Genomic DNA, 21,700 nt, shown 5'->3' with positions numbered 1-21,700 from the left:
CTCAGCCGGACATCCCGATACGTGCCTTGGCGTTGCGCTTGAGCAGCCAGCGCGCGATCAGCGCCAGCAACAGGCAGCCCAGGCCCACGAAGGCGGCCAGCAGCAGCGGGCTCTGCGAGAAGTACCAACGCAGCCAGGTCAGCGGCGGCAGGTGGCCGACGTAGTAACTCTGGTTACCGGCCAGGCTGCGCACCTTGTCTTTCTGCAGCAGCACCACGCTGCCCTGGAAATCACGCAGGCGGTCCGGATCGAACCACGCTTCGAACAGGCGGTTGACCTGGGCGGGGTCGTCGGCCATCACCGCCACCACGCTGCGGCCCTTGCGCAACGGCGATTCGAAGCCCATCAGCACGACGTCGCCCGCATCCGGACGCACCGAGACTTCGGCGGTGGTCGGCAGATCGGTGCGGCGTGCATCCGGCGACAGGAACGAGGGCATGCGTTCGAACACCCAGTCCGAGAGCTGCACGCGGCGCGACTGCCCCGCCTCGCCGATCGGCAGGTGCGCGGCCCATTCGCCGAACAGCGGCTGGCTGCGGCGCGAACCGAGCACCACCAGATCCTGGTCGGCATGCTCGCCGACCTGGCGCGCGGCGATGATGCGGTTGCGCAGCGCCGGGTAACCGGTCGAGGCACCCATGCGGCCAAGCAGGGTCAACACGTTGCCGACGTCATCGGCATTGGGGTTGTCCGGCAGCACCAGCACGGTCTCGGAGAGGTCGGCCAGCCGCGTGAACGGATAGCCGGCATTGCCGAAGGCGGCCAGGTTGGGCATCGCCATGTAGTGGTCGAAGCCGCTCAGATCGATGCTGGTATCCCCATCGATCGCCGCGGAAACATCCGGGAAGGTGTTCTTGCACTCGGCCGCCTGCGGGCGATCGAAGAAGAAGTGGAAGCGCAGCTGGCTGTTGGACGAGAACGGTCCGGTCGGCAGCATCACCTTCTGCTGGATCGGCATCGCGCCCGGCGCCTTGAGCTTGTTCCACAGCATGTCCGACACCGAGCGCGGTGCCGGGCGACCGTTCAACGGCAGCGTGGTGACGAAGGCATCGTTGATGCTGATGTTCAGCGCGGACTTGTCCGCGCCTTCGGGCAGCGTGTAGCGGTAGCGCAGGTCCAACGGAATGCCGTCGCGACGCCACACGAACAGATCCGGCGGCAACTGCAGGCCGATCCGGATCAGGTCCGGATGGTAGCCGACGACGTTCAACTCGCTGGTCTGCTGGACCAGCTCGGAAACGCGTACCGGGCGGTCACTCGGGATCCAGTTCGGTGCATCGTACGGCTTGCGCGGCGCGATCTCCTTGAAGTCGCCAATGCTCGCGGTCGGGCCGGACAGCGGCGCGCCCAGGGTCAATGCGGTGGCGGCGATGCGCAGTTCGCCATCGTCGCGGCCGAGCACCAGCAGCAGCTTGCCGTTGGCATCGTTGGGGTTGGCGATCACAGCCAGGGTCGGCCCACTGATGTCGGGCAGGACCAGGCCGGCGGGCGGGTTGCGCGGGGTCGCCACGACCACCGCGTTGCCCTCCAGCGGGACGGTATCGATCGAAGCGGGGAACAACGCGCCGCGGTAGCCGGCCAGCGCGCCAAACCAGGAGGAGACGATACCGGCCGACTGCAGCAGGCCCTGCCCCGGCTGCCCGGTGAACACGAACGGCAGCTCCAGCCGGTTGGTATCGCGCGCATCGAAGAACGGCACCGGCAGCAGCGACAGGTCATTGGTCAGCTGCAGCGGCGCCCAGCCCAGCTCCAGGTAGCTGGCGCGGTCGATATTGGCCCACAGGCTGGTGTGGTCGGGATCCTCGCACTCGCGCGTGTAGTGGCCGATCAACTGCAGGTTGATCCGGTTGTAGTCGATGATCATGCGCGGATCGATATCGATATCGCGCTCGATCATCCGCCCGGCCTGGTCGACCGGCGTCGGCAGGGTCGCCACGGTGACGTCATTGACGGTCACCTTCAGGTGCGACAGGTCGGGCAGCAGCGCCGGGGAATAGCTGTACTTGAGGTGCAGCGAGGCGCGATCGACGACCTGATCGTTGCGGATCGAGAACGGCACGCCAGCGGTGCCCTGGATGCCGCGCAGGGTGATCTCGTAATCGATGCCGAGCTGCTTGAGCGTGGCGCGGCTCTGCCGCGAACCAGCCGCTGGCGCGGCAGGCGGCACGGGCACTGCCGGGGCGGCATCGGCGGGTGCGGCGACGGGCGTGGCCGTTGCGGGTACCGCAGGATCCTGCGCGTAGACCGCGCCACACAGCAGGGTCAGGGTGAACGCCACCGCTGCGGCGGACGGACGCGGCACGCGCACCGGGCGGAACAGGGAACGGTCACGACGGGTCATGCGGAATCTCCGGTGCGCGGCGGGGTGGGGCCATCCTTGCGGCCTCCCGCAAGAACGAAACTGCCCAGGCGGTGGAAGCCGCGCATGCTGGCCTTGAGGACGTCGGTGGTGGAACGCAGGAAGGTATCGCGGTCATGGCGACCCCACAGCTTTACCCAGATATCGGCGCGGGCGAAGGTGGAGGTGACCAGCCAGCGCTCCTGTTCCAGGGTGAGCTCACCGAACTGGATGCTGATGCCCTGGTCGTCGCGGTCATGCCGCACTTCGGCCGGCAACCGCTGGCTGCGCTGGCGATGGGCCAGCTCGACCTCGACGCGGGTGCCCGGCTGTACCGGCTGCACCTGGTCCAGGCGGATCGCCATGCCACCGGTGGAGAAGTTCAGCGTGCGGCACGGCAGCGCCTGGCCATCAGGCAGATGCAGCACGGCGCGCATGTTCAGCGGCACGCGGTGCGCGCGGCGGATCTGGCGCTGTTCGCTGGAGGTGGCGATGACCGCGCCAAGCATGATCATGTTGTAGACGGTCCAGCCCAGGTTCAACCAGATCGTATTGACCTCGCCGCTGGTCTCGGCCATCACCATCCGCACGATGCCGGCGATCACGCCGGCCAGGTTCAACAGCAGCAGCAACAGGTACGGGCGGGCGATCTGCGCATCGAAGTAGCTGCGCTGGACCAGGCCGCCCTTGGCGGTGACGTTGAACTTGCCCAGCTTGGGGTTGATCACCGCCATCAGGGTCGGGCGCAGGATGTACCAGGCCAGCGTGGTCTCGTACACCTCGTTCCACAGCAGATGGCGATGCTTGCCCTGCACACGCAGGTTGGTCAGGTTGGCCATCACGATGTGCGGCAGCGCGTAGGCCAGGATCATCAGCGCCGAGGCGTGGATGACATGGGCGCCGAAGAACAGGAAGGCCAGCGGCGCGGTCAGGAAGATGATCCGTGGCAGGCCATAGAAGAAGTGCAGCATCGCGTTGGTGTAGCAGAGCCGCTGCACGAAGCTCAGGCCCTTGCCGAACATCGGGTTGTCCACCCGCAGGATCTGCGCCATGCCACGGGCCCAGCGGATGCGCTGGCCGACGTGCGCCGAGAGGCTTTCGGTGGCCAGGCCAGCGGCCTGCGGCACCGGGATGTAGGCGCTGCGGTAACCGGCGCGGTGCAGGCGGATGGCGGTGTGCGCATCCTCGGTGACGGTCTCGATCGCCACCCCGCCGACTTCCTCCAGCGGGCCGCGCTTGATCACCGCGCAGGAGCCGCAGAAGAAGGTCGCGTTCCACTGGTCGTTGCCATCCTGCAGCAGGCCGTAGAACAGCTCGCCTTCGTTGGGCACGCGGCCGAAGTTGCCCAGGTTGCGTTCGAACGGATCGGCAGAGAAGAAATAGTGCGGGGTCTGCACCACCGCCATCTTTTCGTCGTGCAGGAACCAGCCCATCGACATCTGCAGGAACGAGCGGGTCGGCATGTGGTCGCAGTCGAAGATGGCCACGTATTCGCCCGTGGTCTTCTTCAGCGCCGCATTGATGTTGCCGGCCTTGGCGTGGCTGTTGTTGGTCCGGGTGATGTACTGCACCCCGACCTCGTCGCAGAATTCACGGAATTCCTCACGGCGGCCGTCATCGAGCAGGTAGATGTTGAGCTTGTCGGCCGGCCAGTCCAGTACCGTCGCCGCCAGCACCGTGGTGCGCACCACCGAGAGCGGTTCGTTGTAGGTGGGGATGAACACATCCACGCTGGGCCACAGCGACTGATCTTCGGGCAGCGGCATCGGCTTGCGGTGCAGCGGCCACGCCACCTGGAAGTAGCCCAGCACCAGCACGATGAACGAGTAGACCTCGGCGGCGACCAGGCCCAGGCCCAGGGTCAGATCGACGAAGCTGCTCATGCCCATGGTGTCGGTCAGACGCCAGTACATGTAGCGCGTGGACATCACCAGCGACAGGCCCATCAGTATCAGCGGGATCAACCGGTTCTCGCGGTTGCGCAGGCACAGGGCGATCAGGAACACCACCGCCGAGAACAGGAACTGCTGGCCGATCTCCATCGGAACGGTGACCACGAAGGCCAGCAGCATGGCGCCGCCGACCGCCAGCGCAAGCAGCGCCAGACGGGCCAGAACGGCATCCCCTCTCGGGGTGGAAGACTTGCTCATGATGTTCCCCAACACGGCCGCAGGCAGCGGCATCCCCTTGCATCAGCCGGCCCGTCGCCCCGCCCCGAAAGGGCGTGACGGACGATCACCGGCTACGTTTCAACCCTGGCGCAACCGGCTCAACGGGCTGTGCCCCGGCGTCGCGCTGCGCGCGCCCGCCAAGCGCTGGAACACCTGTTCCAACGGTGTTTTCTGTGCCGGTGCGGCACTGGTCGGTGTCTCCACCGGTGCAGCCTGGGCCGGCGCGATCACCGCTGCGGCACTGGCCACCGGCGGCAGGATCACGGCCGGAATCGGCGGCGGCGCCTCGTCGCGCGGCTTGGCCACCGCGCTGACGCGGGACTGGCTATGAGAGAAATCCCGGTAAGCACGCGTGTCATCGCGGTCCCCCAGACGGTTGAAGAGACCGGCCACGTCGTCGTGGCTCTCTGAATCGGCAGGTTGCTGAAGCTTGCTCATGGCACCATCGAAAGGGGGAAGGATTCAGAACACACGCGACAGCGTGTACGTGGCTACATCAGGATGATCGCTCTGCAGATAGCGCACATCCAGCACCGACATCATCCCGGCGGCGCGGAACCACTGCCGGTACACACCTTCGAGAAACCCGGTGTCCCACCCGGCGCGGGCGCCGAGCACCGCCGACAACGGCGAGGCGGCGTGATGGATGCGCACCTGTTCGGGCGCTTCCTCGAATACGACCAGCCCCCACTCCGTCGACGACCACACGGCGTTGGCCGCATGCTGCAGTTCCTCCAGCGTCGCCACCGCCGGCAGCGCATGGTCACGGCCGAAGCGCTCACCGATACGCGCCATCAGCCGGGACAGCTCGGCATCGGGCAACGCACTGTCGAACTCTTCGCAGAGCGCAAGCAGGAAGCCGCGCCACTGAGGAGAGCACGAATGGGCACGGTAGTAATCAAGCAATGCTGATGAATTCATCTGGAAAGCCTAGACGAACCACGATGCAGAGGCGGTATACAGGCAATTACCGGCATCGATGTCGGTCAAAAGTGTGAACTACGCCTCACAATATTGTGGCACATCTGGCTTTCCTGCATAGCGAGCGCGCTGCGTCGCTTCCTGACGCGCCGCGTCACCCGCGGCCAGTGGGCTGAACGGAAACGTGGAATGCCCGAGGTACCGGGCGGCCGTGACGGCACCCCGTGGCGTCGCCCCTCCCCGGCAGGGCGGGCGAAAAAGTGTGACGCCGCGGCGTATCCACCGCCCGGCCGCAACGCTCAACCCTCGGCCGGCAACTCGAACACCTGGCGCAGATACGCCAGATAACCCGGGTCATCACACATGCTCTTGCCGGGTGAATCGCTCAGCTTGGCGACCGGCTGGCCGTTGCAGCGGACCATCTTGATGACGATGTTGAGCGGGGTCGGGCCCAGGTCATTGGTCAGGTGTGTGCCGACCCCGAAGGCCACCTGGCAGCGGCCGCGGAAGTAATCGAACAGCTGCATCACCTTTTCGATGTTCAACCCGTCGCTGAAAACCAGCACCTTGCTGCGTGGATCCACCCGGCGGCTCTCAAAGTGGGCCAGCATGCGGTCGCCCCAGGTGAACGGGTCGCCGGAATCATGGCGGACGCCGTCGAACAGCTTGCAGAAGTACATGTCGAAGTCGCGCAGGAAGGCGTCCAGCCCGACGACGTCCGACAGCGCGATGCCCAGGTCGCCGCGGTACTCGCGCGCCCAGGATTCCAGCGCCGCCACCTGCGAATCGCGCAGGCGCGGGCCGAGCGCCTGGAACGCCTGCAGGTACTCATGGGCCATCGTGCCGTGCGGGGTCATGCCGTACAGCCGGGCGAAATGCACGTTGCTGGTGCCCACGAACTGCGCACCGAGCGCGTCGCGCAGCATGGGCAGCATCCGCCCGTGCCACTCGCGCGAGTAACGGCGGCGGCTGCCGTAGTCGGCGATCCGGCACAGCTCGAAGCCGGGGGTATCGCGCAGCAGCGCGGTCTTGGCCTGCAGGCGGCGCTCGCCCTCGCTGAAATCCGAGTCGGTGGTGTTGCGGAACCAGACCTCGTTGATGATCGCCAGCAGCGGAACTTCGAACAGGATGGTGTGCAGCCACGGCCCGGTGATGTCCAGATCGATCTCACCGGGTACGGTGGTCGAGGGGCGCAGCGCGATGTACTTGCGGTCCAGGTGGAACAGGCCGAGGAAATCGGCGAAATCCGGTTTGACGAAGCGCAGGCCGCGCACGTAGTCCAGCTCTTCGGCACTGAATCGCAGGCTGCACAGGTGGTCGATCTCGGCGTTGATCTGGTCGATGAACTGCGCCAGGTCGATGCCCGGGGTCCGGCACTTGAACCGGTACTGCACCTGCGCGCCGGGGTACTGATGCAGCACCGCCTGCATCATGGTGAATTTGTACAGGTCGGTGTCGAGCAGGGACTGGATGATCATGCTGGGGATTATGCGCCCGCCACCGGGTACGACCAACGGCCGGTGCCCGCAGCGTGGAATGCGTTCACGGCAGGTATCGCCCCGGTGCCGAAGCGAGTGCGCGGGCCTCTACCGGCGGCGGAGCAGACGCGGCACCTGCGCCAGCGCATGCGCCCAGATCGCGCCCCACACGGCACAGCGCACCGGCCAGGCGCGTTGCGGCGCCTCGAATTTCCGGAAGTAGCGCCACAGCCCCCGGTGCTTGTGCCATTCCACGAAGAACGGCCGTGAGCGGCTGGAGACACCGCGTACATGGGTGACCTGCAGGTCGTTGGCGATCGCGATCACCGCGCCGGCCTCGCGTGCGCGCCGGCACAGGTCCAGATCCTCGGCGTGCAGGCGATAGCCCGCATCCCAGCCGCCGATCCGGTCGAACAGCGCGCGCGGCATCAACAGCAGGGCGCCGGACAGGGCCGGCACGACCTGCAGCGGCTGGCTGCGGTCAACCGGGATCGCCAGCTTTCCGCCCTGCCCGGGGTTGCGCAGCATCGCGGCGAAATCCGGGTCTCGGCGTCGCACCGCATCGTCCGGGCGGCCGTCTTCGTCGACCTGTTCCACGCCCAGCAGGCAGTCACCCAGCGGCAGCGCGCGTTCGCGCAGCAGGGCCAGGGTATCGGGACCGACCATCAGGTCCGGGTTGATGAAGGCCAGCCAGGGTGCCTGGCTGTCGGCCACGCCCTGGTTGTTGGCCGCCGCAAATCCGGGGTTGTCCGGATTGGCGATGAAGCGCACCCGCGGATCGGCGCTGGCATGGCGCTGCACGATCTCCAGGGTGCCGTCGGTGGAATCGTTGTCGACCACGCGGATTTCAGCGATGTCGCGCGCCTCGCGCAGGCGCAGCAGGCAGGCGTCCAGCGTGCTGGCGCTCTGGTAGCTGACGATGATGGCGGCGATGGCAGGGCTCAAACGGGCGGCTCCGGGGCGGCAATGACAGGCGGCGCGAACAGATCGCCCTGCGCCTTGGGCATTATCGCCTGCCGGTGGTGTTGCTGCAGGTCGTGGCGTGCCTGCTGCAACGGATCAGCCATCAGAAAGCCGGCCAGCCGCGGCGGCCAGGCCGGCCAGCGCGTCGCCAACGCCTCCATGTCGCCCTCGCCGGTCACGCCTTCGGCCACGCGGGCGACGAAGGCGGTCTCGCACAGCGCGTTGCGCCAGCCGAGCCCGGCCATGCGCAGGCTGAGGTCGATCAGCGCCGCGTTCCACGACGCGTAGCTGTGCATGTCCAGCCCGCCGGCCTTGCGCCGGGCATTGCCGCGCAACAACACAGCGTGGGTCACCGCCGAAGGCAACTCGGGATGCAGCGGCGGCATCGCCGCGCAGGCCTGGGCCAACGGCACCAGGTCCAGATCGTCCGGCAGCGGATTGATCTCGCCCAGGCGCGGCCAGGCGGCCGTCTCACCGGCATTGCACCACGGCGTGGCCGAGCCGATCGAGGCATCGCGGGCCAGGCAGGCCTCCAGCTGCTGCAGCCAGCCCGGTGCCGGGATCGCATCCGGGGCGAGCACCACCACGTCGGCGCCGGTACACGCGGCGAGCATTTCATCCAGATGGGCGACTTCGCCGATCGCCCGGGCACGGCGGGTGTACTCGGCCTGCAGCGGCGTCTGTGCCAACCAGTGTTCGATCACGGCCTGGGCGCGCGGGCCGGCCTGGCCATCGTCGGCCAACCAGATCGCGGTACCGGGCGCGGTGCCGGCATCGAGCGCGGCCAGGCAGCGGTCCAGCGCGGCATCGTCGACCCCGATCGGCAACAGGATGACCGTGCTCATGCCGACCTCTGCGTGCTGCCGTCTTCGCCGTGTCGCTGTGTCATCGCAGGCTCCCTTGGGCGCGGCCAGCGTAACAAGATCGGCCCCTGCGGTGACAGCAGGGGCCTGGCATCGCTCAGCGCTTGCCCTTGCGCTCGGGGAACGGCTCCATCGCACGGAAGCGGCTGCTGTACTCGTCGGTCAGGTTCCGCGACTCCTGTGCGTTGCGCACGATGGTCGGGGTCAGCAGCACGATCACTTCGGAGCGTTCGGACTTCAACGTCTTCCGGCCAAACAGCGCACCGATCACCGGCAGCTTGCTCAGGCCCGGAACGCCACTGGAGCCGTCTTCGCCGGAATCGGTGATCAGGCCGGCGAGCATGATGGTGTCACCGCTCTGCACCGCCGCTTCGGTGGAAATCTTGCGGGTATTGATCGGCGGGTTGCAGGTGGTGCGGGTCGGGTCGCAGCCGCTCGGGATCGCGCCGGCCGAACTGACCTCCTGCACGATGTCCAGGAACACCACGCCATCGCGGGTGATGCGCGGGCGCACTTTGAGGATCACGCCGGTATCCAGGTACTGGACCTGGCTGTAGGTGTTGTCGCCGCCCACGCCGGTATTGACCGACACCGAGTTGATCGGGATCTGGGTGCCCACGTTGAGGGTGGCTTCGGCGTTGTTGCGCACGAACAGCGACGGGGTCTGCAGCAGACGCAGGTTGCTGACCTTGTCCAGCGCGCTGACCACCGCGGCGGCGTTCTTGCCGAGGAAGGTCCAGCCGACTCCGTCACTGCCGACCGAGCCGGAAATGCTGCCCCAGATCGAACGGCCAAGCGCGCTGGGCAGGTCGATGCCGCTCTCGGTCTTGCCGGTGGCCACGGCCTGCTCGAAGAACCAGTTCACGCCGTAGCTGAGATCGCCGGTCAGCGCGACCTCGGCCACCTGCGCTTCGATGTGGACCTGCATCGGCATCACGTCGAGCTTTTCGATCACCTCGCGGATCGAGCGCCACGCCTGCGGGGTGGAGCGCACCAGCAACGTGTTGGTTTCCTCCACTGCCGAGACACCGACCGTATCGCCCTGCACCTCCAGGCTGAAGCTGGCGTTGCCGGACTGGCGCTGCGGCAGGCTCATCGTGCCCTCGCCCAGCCCACCGCGGCTGCCGCCGTTGCTGCTGCCGGTGTTGGAGAAATTGCTGTTGCTGTTGCCATCGCGGCTGCCGATGTCCATCGGCGACGCGCCCGGCGCCAGCGAACTGCTGCCGCGGCCGCCGCGGCCGTTCTCATTGGCGAAGGCCTCGGCCAGACGCTCGGCCAGGTCCTTGGCCTTGACGTAGCGCAGCTCATAGGAGAACAGCCGCGCGCTGCCACCGGCGGTATCGATGCGGTCCAGCCACTGCTGGATCTGGTCGAGATAGCGCGCCTGCGGGGTGATCACCAGCACCGCGTTGGCATTCTCCAGCGGCAGGAAGCGGAACATGCCGGCGCTGGGAGTTTTACTTTCCTCGCCGAACACCTTCTCCAGATCGGCGGCGACCTGCTCGGCCTTGCCGGACTGGATCGGGAACACGCCCACGGACATGCCCGAGAGCCAGTCCACGTCAAAAATCTCGACCGTGCGCAGGTAGTTCTCCAGTTCGCTGCGGGTACCGCCGAGGGTGATCACGTTGCGGCCGTTGTCGACGTTGACGATCGCGTTCGGGCGCGCGTAGGGCTCCAGCACTTTCTTCATCTCGGTGGCGGAGATGTACTGCAGCGGCACCACGCGCACTTCGAAGCCACGCGCATTGGCCGGCGAGGCGGTGCTGGGGGATACGGTGCCCGCCAGCGCCTGGTCGGCGGCCACGATGTTGTAGCGGCCTGCGCTGTAGACCATGCGTGCGTTGTTCCAGCCCAGCACCATTTCCAGCAGGTTCAAGGCCTGCGCCGAGGAGACCGGCTTCGGCGTGGCCAGGGTCACGGTACCCTGCACGCCCGGCGCGATCACATAGTTCTGGCCGAGGAAGTCGCCGAGGATCGCCTTGACCACGGCGTGCACCGATTCGCCTTCGAAGTTGAAGGTCGCATTGCCGGTGGAGGCATTGCCCAGCGACGGCTGCGGCGCCGCGGCGGCGCTGCGGTTGATCATCGTGCCGGTGCCGCGGCGGATCACCGCCTGCGGTGCACTGCTGGTTCCCAGTGGCTCGGCATCGACGCCTGCGTGGGATCCATCACCGGCGACCACCTGGTGGCTGTCGAGGACCGCATCGCGGCGCACCTCCGGCGCGGGCACGGTGGTGCAGCCCACCAGCAGGGCGACAAGGAAAGACACGGGGAAAAGGCGCAGGGTCATGCTGTCACTCTAAGGGTTGTGGCCGGAGCCGCCCGCGGGCGGTTGCTGCGACTGCTGTTGCTGTTGTTGCTGCAATTGCTGGCGGCGCGCCTGGATGCGTTCGCGGATCGACTTCATCTGGTCTTCGCTGGGGCCCTGCGCGTTCTGCGCGGGGGCCGCCGCATTCGAGGGCGTCCCTGCCTGCGCCGCAGGGGCTGCGGCCGGTGGGGGCGCGGGCATCGGCGCCGCCGCGCCGTTGATCGGTCGGGCGCCGGTACCGGCCGGAGGAACGCTCGTGAGCGGCGTGGCGCCCAGCACGGTGGGGGGCTCGCCGCCCTGCCCGTTGAACACCGGCAGTTCCAGCGTCTGGGTGCCACCCGGCCCGCTGACCGTGGCCCGGCGTGGTTCCAGCGCCAGCAGCTGCCAACCGTTCACCGCCTCACCGTTCAAGCGCAACCGCAGCGACTGGCGCTGATCGGTGGTCAGGATGGCCATGGCGAAGTCAGGCGTGAGCAGTACGCCGGTCAGCGAAACGCTGCTGGCGGTGCCCTGCTCGGTGCCGCCGAGCAGATACGGGCGCGGCTGCCGGTCTTCGGCGAACAGCGGCCGCGCACCGATCTGTGCGTACGTGCTGGCCGAGGCCATGCGCTCCGGTGCGGCCGGTGCCAGCTGCGGCAACGGCCCGGGGCCGATATCGCCATCCGTGGCCGGCGCGATACGGCTGCCCAGCCCGAACAGCGTGGCGATCCAGATCGCCAGTGCCCACAGCGCGATGCCCCCCAGCCACCAGGTGCGCAGGCCGGCTGCTTCAAGCTTCATGCTCGACCTCCTCGGCAGCGTCCGGTGCCGGCGCGGGCTCGGCCGCATCGCTGGGCAGGGCCGCACCTGGGTCAGCGTTCTGCCCAGCGTCCTGTCCCGCCGGCAGCGGAAGGGGGGGCGGCACCGGCGCACCAGGCTCCAGCGCGGCGCCCGGGCGCAGATAGCCGACCAGTTCGAACGACACGTCCAGGCCGGTGCCGGTTTCACTTGGCGATTGCTGGAAGCGCTGCGCCAGCAGATTGAGGTTGTCCACGAACAGGCGCGGCGTGCCGGTCTCCAGCGTGTGCAGCACCGCGGCCATCTCCGGCACGCCGCACCGCAGGCGCACCTGCAGGGCCACGCGCGGGAAGGCCGGTTCGCGACTGGCATCCGGCAGTGGCGTGCGATTGCTGATCGTGCAGCTGCGATTGCCCGGGCTGGCGGAGGCCACCGCATCCTGCAGGCGGCTGGAGAGCGCGGCAGCCGCCGATTCGGCCGTGGCTTCGCGCAGGAAGCCGGGGCGGCCCTCGAGCGCCGTCTGCACCTCGCTCAGTTGGGTAGCGATCTGGCCGCGCTGCGCCAGCTGCGCCTGTACACGCTGCTGACGCTCCTGCACCGTTGCGATGTCGGCATGGATCGCCAGCAGCGGGCGGGTCAACCACGGATGCACCAGCAGCAGGTAGGCCACCGCGATCACCGCCAGCAGCAGGCCCAGCGCCAGCCAGCGATCACGGCGCGTCGGTTGTGCTGCCATCGGCAACCTCCTTGGCAGGCGGCATCGCGCCGGGCAACGGCTGCAGCTCGGCAGTCAGCGTGAAACGGTCGCGGCCGCTGGTCGCCCCATCGGCCTGCAGCACGCCGGTCAGGTTGACCTTGCGCCACAGCGGCGAGTCCTGCAGCAGCGGCACCAGTTGCGAGGCTTCGCGGCTGAGCCCGATCAACTGCAGCGTGGTGCCCTCGATCGACATTTTTTCCAGATAGGTGCCATCGGGCAGCAGGCGGGTAAGTTCATTCCATATCTCCACGGTGCTCGCATGCTCGGCACGCTTGCCCTCCAGGAACGCGGCGCCTTCCACCAGACTCTGCAGTTGCTGACGTTCGGCGGCAACCCGCCGCGCATCACGCGCGGCGGCATCGACCTGCTCACGCAACTGGTCCGCCGCGGCCTGGCGATTGTCGATCAACTGATGGCCGGCCAGCGCAAGCAGCACGACCGCGCCCACGGCCAGCAGCCAGTTCCAGCGCGCCATCGGGTCGCGATACGGCTGCCGCTGCGCGACCGGCAGCAGATTGACGTCCAGCGGCTGGCCAGTGGCATCCACCGCATCGACGCCGGCCACGGCCTGCGCCCACGGCCCGGCCTGCTGCGCCCACTGCTCCAGCTGCACGCGCGGGATCACCACCAGCTCGACCTGCAACTGGCCATCCGGCAGCGCGCCCAGCTCGCGCACGTCGTAGCTGACCTGGCTGGCATCGAAGGGGGTCTGCCGATCAATTTCAAAACCGACCACATCGCGCAGCCGCTCCGCGGCCGCCGCGGGCAGCCGCAGCGGGCGCCGCAACACGCTGCCGGCGGGCAGCAACCAATGCCGCGGCAAGCTGCGCAGGCGCGCGTCCAGCACGGTATCCAGGGTGTCCGGCGATACCGGCCAGGGCAGTTCGGCGATCGCCTCGATCTGCTCGCCCGTCTGGCGCTGCAGGCGCAACACCTCACCATCGCGCTGCAACAGCAGCCGCGAGCGCGACCAGCCCATCGCCCATTGCCACCGCACCGGCAGCCAGGCCAGCAACGATTGCCGCCACCAGCGCAGGCTGCTGCCCACGCCAGGCGACAAGCGCCCGCGGGCCCGCACCAGACTGTCACGCCATGCCGTCATCTTGCTGCCATTCCCTGTTCCCAGCGAAGTACTGTGTATGCCGTTCCCGGCGTGCCTGCCGACCCCATCCTCACCACGGCGCGCAGTACCGATATCCGGCCGCGTTCGTCCGTGGCGCGACTCTCGATACTATAGGTGCCGCTGCCACCTGCAAGCGGTGCGGTCGGTAATCCCGCGTCATCTGCCGCCGCCGCACGCTCGCGCTCGGCCAGCAGGCGTTCGGCGTCCAGCCCCAGCGCGGTCAACACCGGGCCAGCCGCGAAGCGTGGATCGGGCCGCGCCTGGCGGCTGTACAGCGTCAGCATCGGCTCGATCCGCGCATACAGGTCCGCCTCCATGCCCAGCACGCGCTGCAGCTCGCCCACGGTCTCGAAGCGCGCGTTGCGTGCGCCATACGGCAGGCCGGCCGCGACGTAATCCGGCGTCTCCGCGCCACCGCCAGGCTGTTTGAGGCTGTCGGCGTCGCGCCAATCGACGATGGCACCGGCCAGCTGCTGGGCGCGGCCAGGTTCCTCTCCCATTGCACGAAGGAAGGCGGTGAGGAAGCTGGCATCGGCCAGATTCAGATTCACTTTGCCGTTCTCATCCAGGATCGCCAGATCGATCCGGCGGTCATCGAAGCTCCACCGGTAGCGGCGGCCATCGGCCACCCATGCCGGCTGACTGGCGCGGGGCTGCAGACGATGCAGGGCATATTCGAGCCCCGCGCGCGCGTATTCCTGGCCGATGGCATCATCGCCAATCACGCGCTGCTGCATGTGCTCCACGCGTGCGCTCAGCGCGAATGCGCCGATCACCGCCGTGAGCAGCGCGATCAACCACAGCACCAGCACCAGCGCGGCACCGCGCGCCGGCCTCATCGGCGATCTCCGCGCGGTGGCGGGAGCGCCGCGATCATCGGTGGCCACGCCGGTCCCTGCAGCGGGACGATCTCGATCGAGACCAGCAGCGGCAGGCGGCGGGTGTCCTCCCAGCGGTCCAGCCATTCGGTCAGCTGGCCGGTGCGCGGATCGGTACCGCGATAGCGGAAGCGCACGTCGCGCAGCTGATCGGCCAGCATTTCCGGCGGCCGCGGTGGATCTTCTTCGATCGCCTCGCCGTTCTGCAGCAGGGTCAGCCCGACCTCCAGCTGCTCCTGCCCACCCGCACGACGGACCTGAAGCTCATGCGCATACGGCCCGCCGCGGCCGAGGTAGCCAGGCAGATCGGAGACAAACAGCATCCGCTGCGGCTCGCCAACGAAGTACACCGGGTCGCGGGTGGGATCCGGCGGCGAGGTCGCGATGACCAGCGCGGTCGACAGGCGACGCCGCAGAAAGCCTTCGACCGCGCGCATGCGCTCGTTCTGGGCGGCCATGCGCTCGCCGCGCTGGCTGATCGCCATGGCCGAGCGCACGGTGGCGAAGGCCAGCGCCAGGCCGCCGACCAGCAGCGCGGTCGCCAGCAGGATTTCGATCAGGGTGAAGCCGCGGGCACGGCGCGCGCGCCGCGTCATCGCGGGGTGCCCGGTACCGGCGGCAACACGCGCAGGCTGCGCCATTGCAACTGCTCGCCGTTGCCTTCGCCCCAGCGCACCTGCAGGGTGATCTGCGCCAGGGTCGGGCCGCCAACATCGGTGGCCACCGGCGCGGTGGTCGTGCGTGGCTCCGCGTACGGTTCCACCTGCAATCGCCAACGGTACTTGCCCTGCTCCCACTCGCCCTGTGTGCTGCCCTCCTGCAGCGGAGCCTCCACGCCGGTACTGGCCAGCAGCGACTGCGCATACAGCGTGGCCCGGCTGCGCACGTCGGCCTGACCGACCTGACGCGCCGCACCGGACAGGCTGCCCAGCAGCAGGGTCAACGCCAACGCCAGCAGCGCGAAGGCGATGATCACCTCCAGCAATGAATAGCCGCGCTGACGCTTCATCCGCCCTCCCGGCGCGGACCGGCACGGACTTCGCCGGTGATCCAGCCGACGTGGATCTCCCACACCGCGCCGCGCGTGCTCAGGTCGATGCTGCCGCCACTGGCCGCGCCGTCGGCGAAGAAGGCGATGCTGCCCTGCCCCGGCGCGGTGCTGAGCTGGCTCGCCCCGCGGAACTGGACGTCCAGCGCGGCGGGAATCTGCCCGTGGCGCCCATTGGCGGCCTGCCACGTCCTGGCACGCGGGTCGATCACGAAGCGCTGGGTCTGGCCGGTGGCGATGGCCTGCGTGCGCGTGTAGCGCAGCTGGGTGGCGATTTCCTTGCCGGCGTTGCGCAGGCGCATGCCGTCGATGCCACCGTTCATCGCGGTGGCGGTCACCACACCGATGATGGCGATCAGCGCCACGACCAGCAGCATCTCCAGCAACGACAGACCGCGCACACGGGTGCCCGTGGGCACGCGATGCGGCGGTCTGCTCGGCATGGGCCACAGCGCTCCCACTGCCGATTACTCGTACCGGATGTCCGCGTCGTAACTGCTGCCACCGACCTTGCCGTCCTTGCCCAGGCTGATCAGGTCGTACGGCTGGCTTTCGCCCGGCACGCGGTACTCCAACGCATGACCCCACGGGTCATTGAGGTCGGCCGGCTTGGCGTACGGCCCGAGCCAACCCGCGCTGCCGCTGGGCTGGGTGACCAGATCATCCAGTTTGGCCGGCAGCTTGCCGGTATCGAGCTGATAGTTGTCGATCTTGCCGGCCATGGTCTGCACCTGTGCCTTGGCGATGTTGGCCTTGCCACGATCGGCGCCGCCGAGCACGCGGCTGCCGACCAGGGTCAGCACCGCACCGATCAGCACGATCACGATGATGATCTCCAGCAGGCTCATGCCGGACTGGTGGCGCGCGGAAGAAAAGCGGGTCAGGCGACGGCGTTGCATATGGCAGGCTCCTTGCATCGAATCGTTGGGGTATTCACCAGAGGCCGGTCAGCCGATGGCATTGGTCAGGTCGTACAACGGCACCAGCACGGCCACGATCACCAGGCCGACCACCGAAGCCAGCACCAGGGTGATCACCGGCACCAGCGCCGACAGCAACCGGTCGATCGCGCGCGCGCTTTCCTGTTCGAACGTATCGGCGGTCTTGAGCAGCATCGTATCCAGCGCGCCGGATTCCTCGCCGACCTGGATCATCTGCAGCGCCAGCCGCGGAAAGCGTTTGCCGCGCGCCAACGATGCCGACAGGCCGTTGCCGTTCTTGACCTCGTCACTGGCTGCATCGACATCGGCGGCCAGCGCGCGGTTGCTCAGCACGTTGCGCGCGATGCCCAGGCCGGACAGCAGCGGCACGCCGTTGCGCAGCAACGTGCCCAGGGTGCGGGCCAGGCGCGCGGTTTCCAGCTTGGCCAGCAGCGGGCCGATGCCGTTGCGTTGCAGCAGCCAGCCATCCATGGCCAGGCGCGTGGCCGGTTGCCGCAGCCGCCGCTCCACCACCAGCGCGATCACGGCCGGTACCATGATCATGATGATCCAGCCTTCGCGCACGACCAGGCCGGCGGTGAGCACCCACTGGGTGAACCACGGCAGCGCGACATCCAGGCTTTCGTACATCAGCGCGAACTGCGGCACCACGTAGCCCAGCAGGAACAGCAGCGCACCGCCGACCACCGCCAGCAGGATCGCCGGGTAGATCAGCGCGTTGATGACGCGGCCTTTCAGCTCAGCGCTGCGCTCCAGGTAATCCGACAGCCGCTGCAGGGTGTCATGCAGGCTGCCACCGGCTTCACCGGCGCGCACCATGTTGATGTACAGCCGCGAGAACAGCCCGTGCTGGCGCTCCAGCGCGGTGGAGAGCGGCGCACCGCCGCGCACGATGTCGCGGATGTCGGTGACCACCCGGCGCGTGCGCTCGTCTTCAGGCAGTTCCAGCAGGATGCTGAGCGCACGGTCCAGTGGCTGCCCGGCACCGAGCAGCGTCGCCAGTTGCTGGGTGAACTGCACCAGCCCACCGCCGTCGAACGGTTTGCGACGCAGCAGCGCCGCCCAGGATGACGCCCCCGCGACACCTTCGCTGGCCAGGCGCGCCTCCATCGGCATGTGACCCTGGTCCTGCAGGCGCGCGGCCACCTCGGCTTCGCTGGCCGCGTCCATCTGGCCCTCGAACAGTTCGCCATGCGCGTTGAGCGCCTTGTAGCGGTACTGGGCCATGCTCAGCCGCCCACCGGGTGCCGACCGCATGCACGCATCAGGATTCCTCCGTCACGCGCAGTACTTCTTCCAGCGTGGTATGGCCCTGCAGGGCCTTGGACAGGCCATCCTCATACATGGTGCGCATGCCGGCCGCGCGCGCGATCTGTTCGATCTCGCCCATGCCGGCGCGACGCATCACCGCGCTGCGCAGCGCATCGTTCATTACCAGGAACTCGACGATGGTGGTGCGGCCGAGATACCCGGTGGGCGCGATCGCCGAGGGCTGTGCACGGTAGAGGAAAATATCCCCCTCCGGCTGCAGGCGGCGCAGGCCGAATTTGTCGATCTCTTCCGGTGAGGCACGGTAGCGCTGCGCATGCTGCGGCTCCAGCCGGCGCACCAGGCGCTGGGCGAGGATGCCGTTGATCGTGGAGGTCAGCAGATAATCTTCCACGCCCATGTCCAGCAGGCGGGTGATGCCGCCGGCGGCATTGTTGGTGTGCAGGGTGGAGAGCACCAGGTGGCCGGTGAGCGCGGACTGGATCGCGATGCGGGCGGTTTCCAGATCGCGCATTTCGCCAATCATGATGATGTCCGGATCCTGGCGCACGATGCTGCGCAGCGCATTGGCGAAATCCAACCCGATCTGCGGTTTGGCCTGGATCTGGTTGATGCCTTCGATCTGGTATTCGACCGGATCTTCGACAGTGATGATCTTGACGTCGGCGGTATTGAGCTGGCTCAGCGCGGTGTACAGCGTGGTGGTCTTGCCCGAGCCGGTGGGGCCGGTCACCAGCAGGATGCCATGCGGCTGCTCGAGCACCTTGCGGAACTGCGGCAGGAATGCCTCGGTGAAACCCAGCCGATGGAAATCGAACACCACCGTATCGCGGTCGAGCAGGCGCATCACCACGCTTTCGCCATGCGCGGTGGGCACGCTGCTGACACGCAGATCGAGCTCCTTGCCCTGCACGCGCAACATGATGCGGCCGTCCTGCGGCAGGCGACGTTCGGCGATGTTGAGCCGCGCCATGATCTTGATACGGCTGATCACCGCGGCCGTGAGATTGACCGGCGGGCTTTCCCCTTCGATCAGCACGCCATCCACGCGGTAACGCACTTTCAGGCGATTCTCGAACGGTTCGATATGGATATCCGAGGCGCGCAGTTCCACCGCCCGCTGGATGACCAGGTTGACCAGCCGGATCACCGGCGCTTCGGAAGCCAGATCGCGCAGGTGTTCGATGTCGTCGACCGCAGCGCCCTCCCCGTCGGCGGTCTCGATGATCGCGCCCATCGCGCTGCGGCCCTGGCCGAACCAGCGCTCGATGAGATCGTCGATCTCCGAGCGGAGGCCCACGTGCAGGCGCACCGGCAGGCCCATCGCCAACTGCACCGCATCGGCCGCATACGGGTCCTGCGGATCGGACAGCCACAGATCGAGTACGCCGTCCTGGAGGACCAGCGGACAGACATGGAATTGTTTGAGGAAACGCAGCGTCAGCGGCAAGCCATCGAGCAGCGCTTCGGGTGGCGCTTCCGGCACGGCCTTGGCATCGAGCAACGGCAGGCCGAGCACCTCGGCACAGGTCTGTGCATGGTCCCGCTCGGAGACCAGCCCCAGCCGCACCAGCAGACCGAGCAGGCTGCCGCCGGACTCACGGTGCAGCGGACGCGCGCGGGCCAGGTCGCTGTCCTTGAGCCGACCTTTCTCCAGCAATACCCCGACGATGCGGGATTCGGCGGTGGCTTCTGCAGTGGGATCCTGGGCAACCGCGTTCAATCACTTTCTCCTGGCAACCGCTGCGACTTTAGCAGTTCACCGCGATCGTACGCGGGATTGCACACGGTCCAGATGTAAAAACGGGAGCCCGTCACATGACGGACTCCCGTTGGGGTTTTACCGGTCTTACTGGTTGGCGAGGATGCTCACACCGCTGAACGCGGACTCACCGACCACCTTGATGTAATAGGTGCCGGCCACCGGCGCGGTGAAGCGCACGGTTTCACTGTTGCCCGGGCGCGTGGACTTGGCATCGAACGCGGTCGCGGTCGGCTCCTTGCCCTGGCTCACGTACACCGACACATTGCCGCTGCCACCGTAGGTGAGCAGGCTCAGCACCTTGCCGGCCTGCGCCTCGAAGCTGTACAGCACTTCGCTGCCACCGGCGCCGCTCAGGCCACCGACGGCGACCTTGTTGGTCAGCGGCGTGGCCACCGGGCCGCAGTTCTCGGTGCACTCTTCTTCCAGCGCCTTGTCCAGGGCGGCCTTGGCATCGACGATGCCGGTGCCGATCGGGGTGGCGGTCGGGATGGTGACCGGGAAGGCCCGTGCGGTCTGCTTGAGCAGGGCTTCCAGCGCAGCCGGAGTGAGTGGATCCTTGCCGGCCGCCGCGACCGCGCCCTGCACCAGCGCTGCCACCGCCGCGACATGCGGGGAGGCCATCGAGGTGCCGGCCATGCCCACGTAGCTGTAGGCACCGGAGGTCGGCGTGGTCAGGCCGTTGTAGCCGGACTGCCACACGTAGCCGCCCGGATTGCCGTCCACGCTGCCACCGCCGCCCGGGCCGGACAGGTCCACCACGGTGCCGAAGTTGGAGTAGTAGGCGATCCCACCGGTGATGCGGGTGGCGCCGACCGCCACCACGTTGGCGCAGCTGGCCGGACGGAAATTGGAGGCGTTGGAGGCCGAGTTGCCGGCGGCGACCACCACGGTGGTGCCGCGCGACACGGCGCCATTGATCGCATCCTGGTACAGCGCATCACACGCGCCGCCGCCGCCCAGGCTCATGTTGATGACCTCGGCCGGATTGGCGTTGGCCGGGATCCCGGCCACCGTGCCACCGGAGGCCCAGGTGATCGCATCGGCGATGTCGGACAGGTAGCCACCGCACTTGCCGAGGACGCGGACCGGCAGGACGCGCGCCTTGTACGCAACGCCCGCCATGCCCACACCGTTGTTGGTGGACTCGGCGATGGTGCCCGCGACGTGGGTACCGTGCCAGGAGCTGTCATCGGCCAGCGAGCCGGCATAGCACTCGTTGTCGTTTTCTACCCAATCACCGTAATCCAGCGCACCCGGCACGCGCTCGTCGGTCGGTCGGCGCGAGGTTTCCGCATCGCTGATGAAGTCGTAACCGGCCAGCAGATTGCCGGAGAAATCCGGGTGCTGCGGCAGGATGCCGGTATCGAGCACCGCCACCACCACGCCTTCGCCCTGGGCGATGTCCCACGCTGCCGGCGCATTGATGCCGCCGGTAGCGCTGTTCAGATGCCACTGGTACTGCGCGTAGTACGGATCGTTCGGCACCAGCTGCGGGGTCGCGTCGCGCGGGCGCACATCGGTGCGCTGCAGCTTCACGTCCACTTCGGCGTACTGCACGGAGGGATCGGCCTTGATCTCGGCCAGCACCTTCTGCAGTTCGGCCGGGCTCAAGCGGCCCTGCAGGCGGATCAGATCGGCACCGACACCGAGCTTGCGCACGATCTGCGGGTTCACGGCACTGGCACGGCCGGCGGCGGAGCCACCGACACTGGCGCGGGCGACCGCCGACTGCACGGCCGTCAGCTTGGCCGAACGATCCGTGGCCGCAGCGGTGCCGGCGCGGTACTTGACGATGATGCGCTCTGCGCCCTGGGCGGCAGCCGGCTGGCGCACCGGCTCCTTGGCCGGCAGGCCCGCTGCATAGGCGCTGGCGCCTGCGGACAACGACAGCACGGCGGCTGCCAGCACATTGATGCGAAGGTTCTGCTTACTGGTCACGTTGACGTCCTCTTCAAGGTCATGGATCAAACGACTGTTCAGGCCAACACTCCATGCGAGCTCCCTGGCCGGCCCTGGCCAGGGTTCCCGTGACCCGCCCCCTCAGGCCTTGCATTGCGTTGCAACGGGGCCGCGCACGGCCCCGCATTGAAACCAACG

Annotated in this window: 19 protein-coding genes; all 19 read right to left on the bottom strand. The window is 67.9% G+C overall.

What is annotated here, in order from left to right; translation table 11 throughout:
- Position 1: 1 nt before the first annotated feature.
- The 19 genes from bcsB to ABE422_RS16970 all read right to left on the bottom strand — a co-directional run bounded on the left by bcsB (position 2) and on the right by ABE422_RS16970 (position 21,541).
- Positions 2 to 2,341, bottom strand: a complete 2,340-nt coding sequence (bcsB, locus tag ABE422_RS17060; protein ID WP_313220001.1) for a cellulose biosynthesis cyclic di-GMP-binding regulatory protein BcsB — start codon at positions 2,339 to 2,341, stop codon at positions 2 to 4.
- Entirely contained in the window at positions 2,338 to 4,488 is a 2,151-nt protein-coding gene (bcsA, locus tag ABE422_RS17055) for a UDP-forming cellulose synthase catalytic subunit (protein ID WP_313209271.1), read from the bottom strand. The genes bcsB and bcsA overlap by 4 nt, the downstream gene beginning before the upstream one ends.
- Positions 4,489 to 4,587: 99 nt before the next feature.
- Positions 4,588 to 4,947: a hypothetical protein gene (locus ABE422_RS17050; protein WP_346481413.1), complete on the bottom strand. Its 360-nt coding sequence runs from the start codon at positions 4,945 to 4,947 to the stop codon at positions 4,588 to 4,590.
- A gap of 24 nt (positions 4,948 to 4,971) precedes the next feature.
- On the bottom strand, positions 4,972 to 5,430 hold the full coding sequence (gene bcsD / locus ABE422_RS17045) for a cellulose biosynthesis protein BcsD (RefSeq protein ID WP_313209267.1): 459 nt from the start codon (positions 5,428 to 5,430) through the stop codon (positions 4,972 to 4,974).
- Between the two features lie 299 nt (positions 5,431 to 5,729).
- Positions 5,730 to 6,908 carry a nicotinate phosphoribosyltransferase gene (gene pncB / locus ABE422_RS17040; RefSeq protein ID WP_346462881.1) on the bottom strand — a complete coding sequence of 393 codons (1,179 nt, stop codon included), beginning with the start codon at positions 6,906 to 6,908 and terminating at the stop codon, positions 5,730 to 5,732.
- A gap of 108 nt (positions 6,909 to 7,016) precedes the next feature.
- Positions 7,017 to 7,853: a glycosyltransferase family 2 protein gene (locus ABE422_RS17035; protein ID WP_313209263.1), complete on the bottom strand. Its 837-nt coding sequence runs from the start codon at positions 7,851 to 7,853 to the stop codon at positions 7,017 to 7,019.
- A complete protein-coding gene (locus tag ABE422_RS17030; RefSeq protein WP_346466155.1) occupies positions 7,850 to 8,716 on the bottom strand; it encodes a glycosyltransferase in 867 nt (288 codons plus the stop codon). The genes ABE422_RS17035 and ABE422_RS17030 overlap by 4 nt, the downstream gene beginning before the upstream one ends.
- A 115-nt stretch (positions 8,717 to 8,831) precedes the next feature.
- The gene (gene gspD / locus ABE422_RS17025) at positions 8,832 to 11,027 is read right to left on the bottom strand and encodes a type II secretion system secretin GspD (RefSeq protein WP_346481412.1); all 2,196 of its coding nucleotides are present in this window, start codon (positions 11,025 to 11,027) and stop codon (positions 8,832 to 8,834) included.
- 9 nt (positions 11,028 to 11,036) lie between these two features.
- Positions 11,037 to 11,825, bottom strand: a complete 789-nt coding sequence (locus ABE422_RS17020) for a hypothetical protein (RefSeq protein WP_346481411.1) — start codon at positions 11,823 to 11,825, stop codon at positions 11,037 to 11,039.
- Positions 11,815 to 12,564: a type II secretion system protein GspM gene (gene gspM / locus ABE422_RS17015; RefSeq protein WP_346462884.1), complete on the bottom strand. Its 750-nt coding sequence runs from the start codon at positions 12,562 to 12,564 to the stop codon at positions 11,815 to 11,817. Before gspM ends, ABE422_RS17020 begins: the two co-directional genes overlap by 11 nt.
- Positions 12,533 to 13,681, bottom strand: a complete 1,149-nt coding sequence (locus tag ABE422_RS17010) for a PilN domain-containing protein (protein ID WP_346483393.1) — start codon at positions 13,679 to 13,681, stop codon at positions 12,533 to 12,535. Before ABE422_RS17010 ends, gspM begins: the two co-directional genes overlap by 32 nt.
- Positions 13,678 to 14,541 carry a type II secretion system protein GspK gene (locus ABE422_RS17005; RefSeq protein ID WP_313209251.1) on the bottom strand — a complete coding sequence of 288 codons (864 nt, stop codon included), beginning with the start codon at positions 14,539 to 14,541 and terminating at the stop codon, positions 13,678 to 13,680. The genes ABE422_RS17010 and ABE422_RS17005 overlap by 4 nt, the downstream gene beginning before the upstream one ends.
- Positions 14,538 to 15,176: a type II secretion system protein J gene (locus ABE422_RS17000; RefSeq protein WP_313209249.1), complete on the bottom strand. Its 639-nt coding sequence runs from the start codon at positions 15,174 to 15,176 to the stop codon at positions 14,538 to 14,540. The genes ABE422_RS17005 and ABE422_RS17000 overlap by 4 nt, the downstream gene beginning before the upstream one ends.
- A complete protein-coding gene (locus ABE422_RS16995) occupies positions 15,173 to 15,589 on the bottom strand; it encodes a prepilin-type N-terminal cleavage/methylation domain-containing protein (protein ID WP_313209247.1) in 417 nt (138 codons plus the stop codon). Before ABE422_RS16995 ends, ABE422_RS17000 begins: the two co-directional genes overlap by 4 nt.
- Positions 15,586 to 16,071, bottom strand: coding sequence for a GspH/FimT family pseudopilin (locus ABE422_RS16990; RefSeq protein WP_346483392.1), 486 nt, complete (start codon positions 16,069 to 16,071; stop codon positions 15,586 to 15,588). The genes ABE422_RS16995 and ABE422_RS16990 overlap by 4 nt, the downstream gene beginning before the upstream one ends.
- A gap of 24 nt (positions 16,072 to 16,095) precedes the next feature.
- Positions 16,096 to 16,527, bottom strand: coding sequence for a type II secretion system major pseudopilin GspG (gspG, locus tag ABE422_RS16985; RefSeq protein ID WP_313209244.1), 432 nt, complete (start codon positions 16,525 to 16,527; stop codon positions 16,096 to 16,098).
- A gap of 48 nt (positions 16,528 to 16,575) precedes the next feature.
- Entirely contained in the window at positions 16,576 to 17,796 is a 1,221-nt protein-coding gene (locus tag ABE422_RS16980; RefSeq protein WP_346483395.1) for a type II secretion system F family protein, read from the bottom strand.
- A 37-nt stretch (positions 17,797 to 17,833) separates the two neighbouring features.
- Positions 17,834 to 19,561 carry a type II secretion system ATPase GspE gene (gspE, locus tag ABE422_RS16975; protein WP_346483391.1) on the bottom strand — a complete coding sequence of 576 codons (1,728 nt, stop codon included), beginning with the start codon at positions 19,559 to 19,561 and terminating at the stop codon, positions 17,834 to 17,836.
- Positions 19,562 to 19,687: 126 nt separating this feature from the next.
- Complete coding sequence (locus ABE422_RS16970) at positions 19,688 to 21,541, bottom strand: S8 family peptidase (RefSeq protein ID WP_313209240.1); 1,854 nt, start codon at positions 21,539 to 21,541, stop codon at positions 19,688 to 19,690.
- Positions 21,542 to 21,700 lie beyond the last annotated feature (159 nt).

The organism is Stenotrophomonas sp. TWI1151 (genome assembly GCF_039673135.1).
Taxonomy (GTDB): domain Bacteria; phylum Pseudomonadota; class Gammaproteobacteria; order Xanthomonadales; family Xanthomonadaceae; genus Stenotrophomonas.
The sequence above is the reverse complement of the archived record's forward strand: the minus strand, read 5'-3'. Positions and strand labels throughout refer to the sequence as shown.

Coding starts and splice junctions, on each gene's coding strand:
- bcsB (WP_313220001.1), bottom strand. CDS start 2,341: ATGACCCGTCGTGACCGTTCCCTGTTCCGCCCGGTGCGCGTGCCGCGT.
- bcsA (WP_313209271.1), bottom strand. CDS start 4,488: ATGAGCAAGTCTTCCACCCCGAGAGGGGATGCCGTTCTGGCCCGTCTG.
- ABE422_RS17050 (WP_346481413.1), bottom strand. CDS start 4,947: ATGAGCAAGCTTCAGCAACCTGCCGATTCAGAGAGCCACGACGACGTG.
- bcsD (WP_313209267.1), bottom strand. CDS start 5,430: ATGAATTCATCAGCATTGCTTGATTACTACCGTGCCCATTCGTGCTCT.
- pncB (WP_346462881.1), bottom strand. CDS start 6,908: ATGATCATCCAGTCCCTGCTCGACACCGACCTGTACAAATTCACCATG.
- ABE422_RS17030 (WP_346466155.1), bottom strand. CDS start 8,716: ATGAGCACGGTCATCCTGTTGCCGATCGGGGTCGACGATGCCGCGCTG.
- gspD (WP_346481412.1), bottom strand. CDS start 11,027: ATGACCCTGCGCCTTTTCCCCGTGTCTTTCCTTGTCGCCCTGCTGGTG.
- ABE422_RS17020 (WP_346481411.1), bottom strand. CDS start 11,825: ATGAAGCTTGAAGCAGCCGGCCTGCGCACCTGGTGGCTGGGGGGCATC.
- ABE422_RS17010 (WP_346483393.1), bottom strand. CDS start 13,681: ATGACGGCATGGCGTGACAGTCTGGTGCGGGCCCGCGGGCGCTTGTCG.
- ABE422_RS17005 (WP_313209251.1), bottom strand. CDS start 14,541: ATGAGGCCGGCGCGCGGTGCCGCGCTGGTGCTGGTGCTGTGGTTGATC.
- ABE422_RS17000 (WP_313209249.1), bottom strand. CDS start 15,176: ATGACGCGGCGCGCGCGCCGTGCCCGCGGCTTCACCCTGATCGAAATC.
- ABE422_RS16995 (WP_313209247.1), bottom strand. CDS start 15,589: ATGAAGCGTCAGCGCGGCTATTCATTGCTGGAGGTGATCATCGCCTTC.
- ABE422_RS16990 (WP_346483392.1), bottom strand. CDS start 16,071: ATGCCGAGCAGACCGCCGCATCGCGTGCCCACGGGCACCCGTGTGCGC.
- gspG (WP_313209244.1), bottom strand. CDS start 16,527: ATGCAACGCCGTCGCCTGACCCGCTTTTCTTCCGCGCGCCACCAGTCC.
- ABE422_RS16980 (WP_346483395.1), bottom strand. CDS start 17,796: ATGGCCCAGTACCGCTACAAGGCGCTCAACGCGCATGGCGAACTGTTC.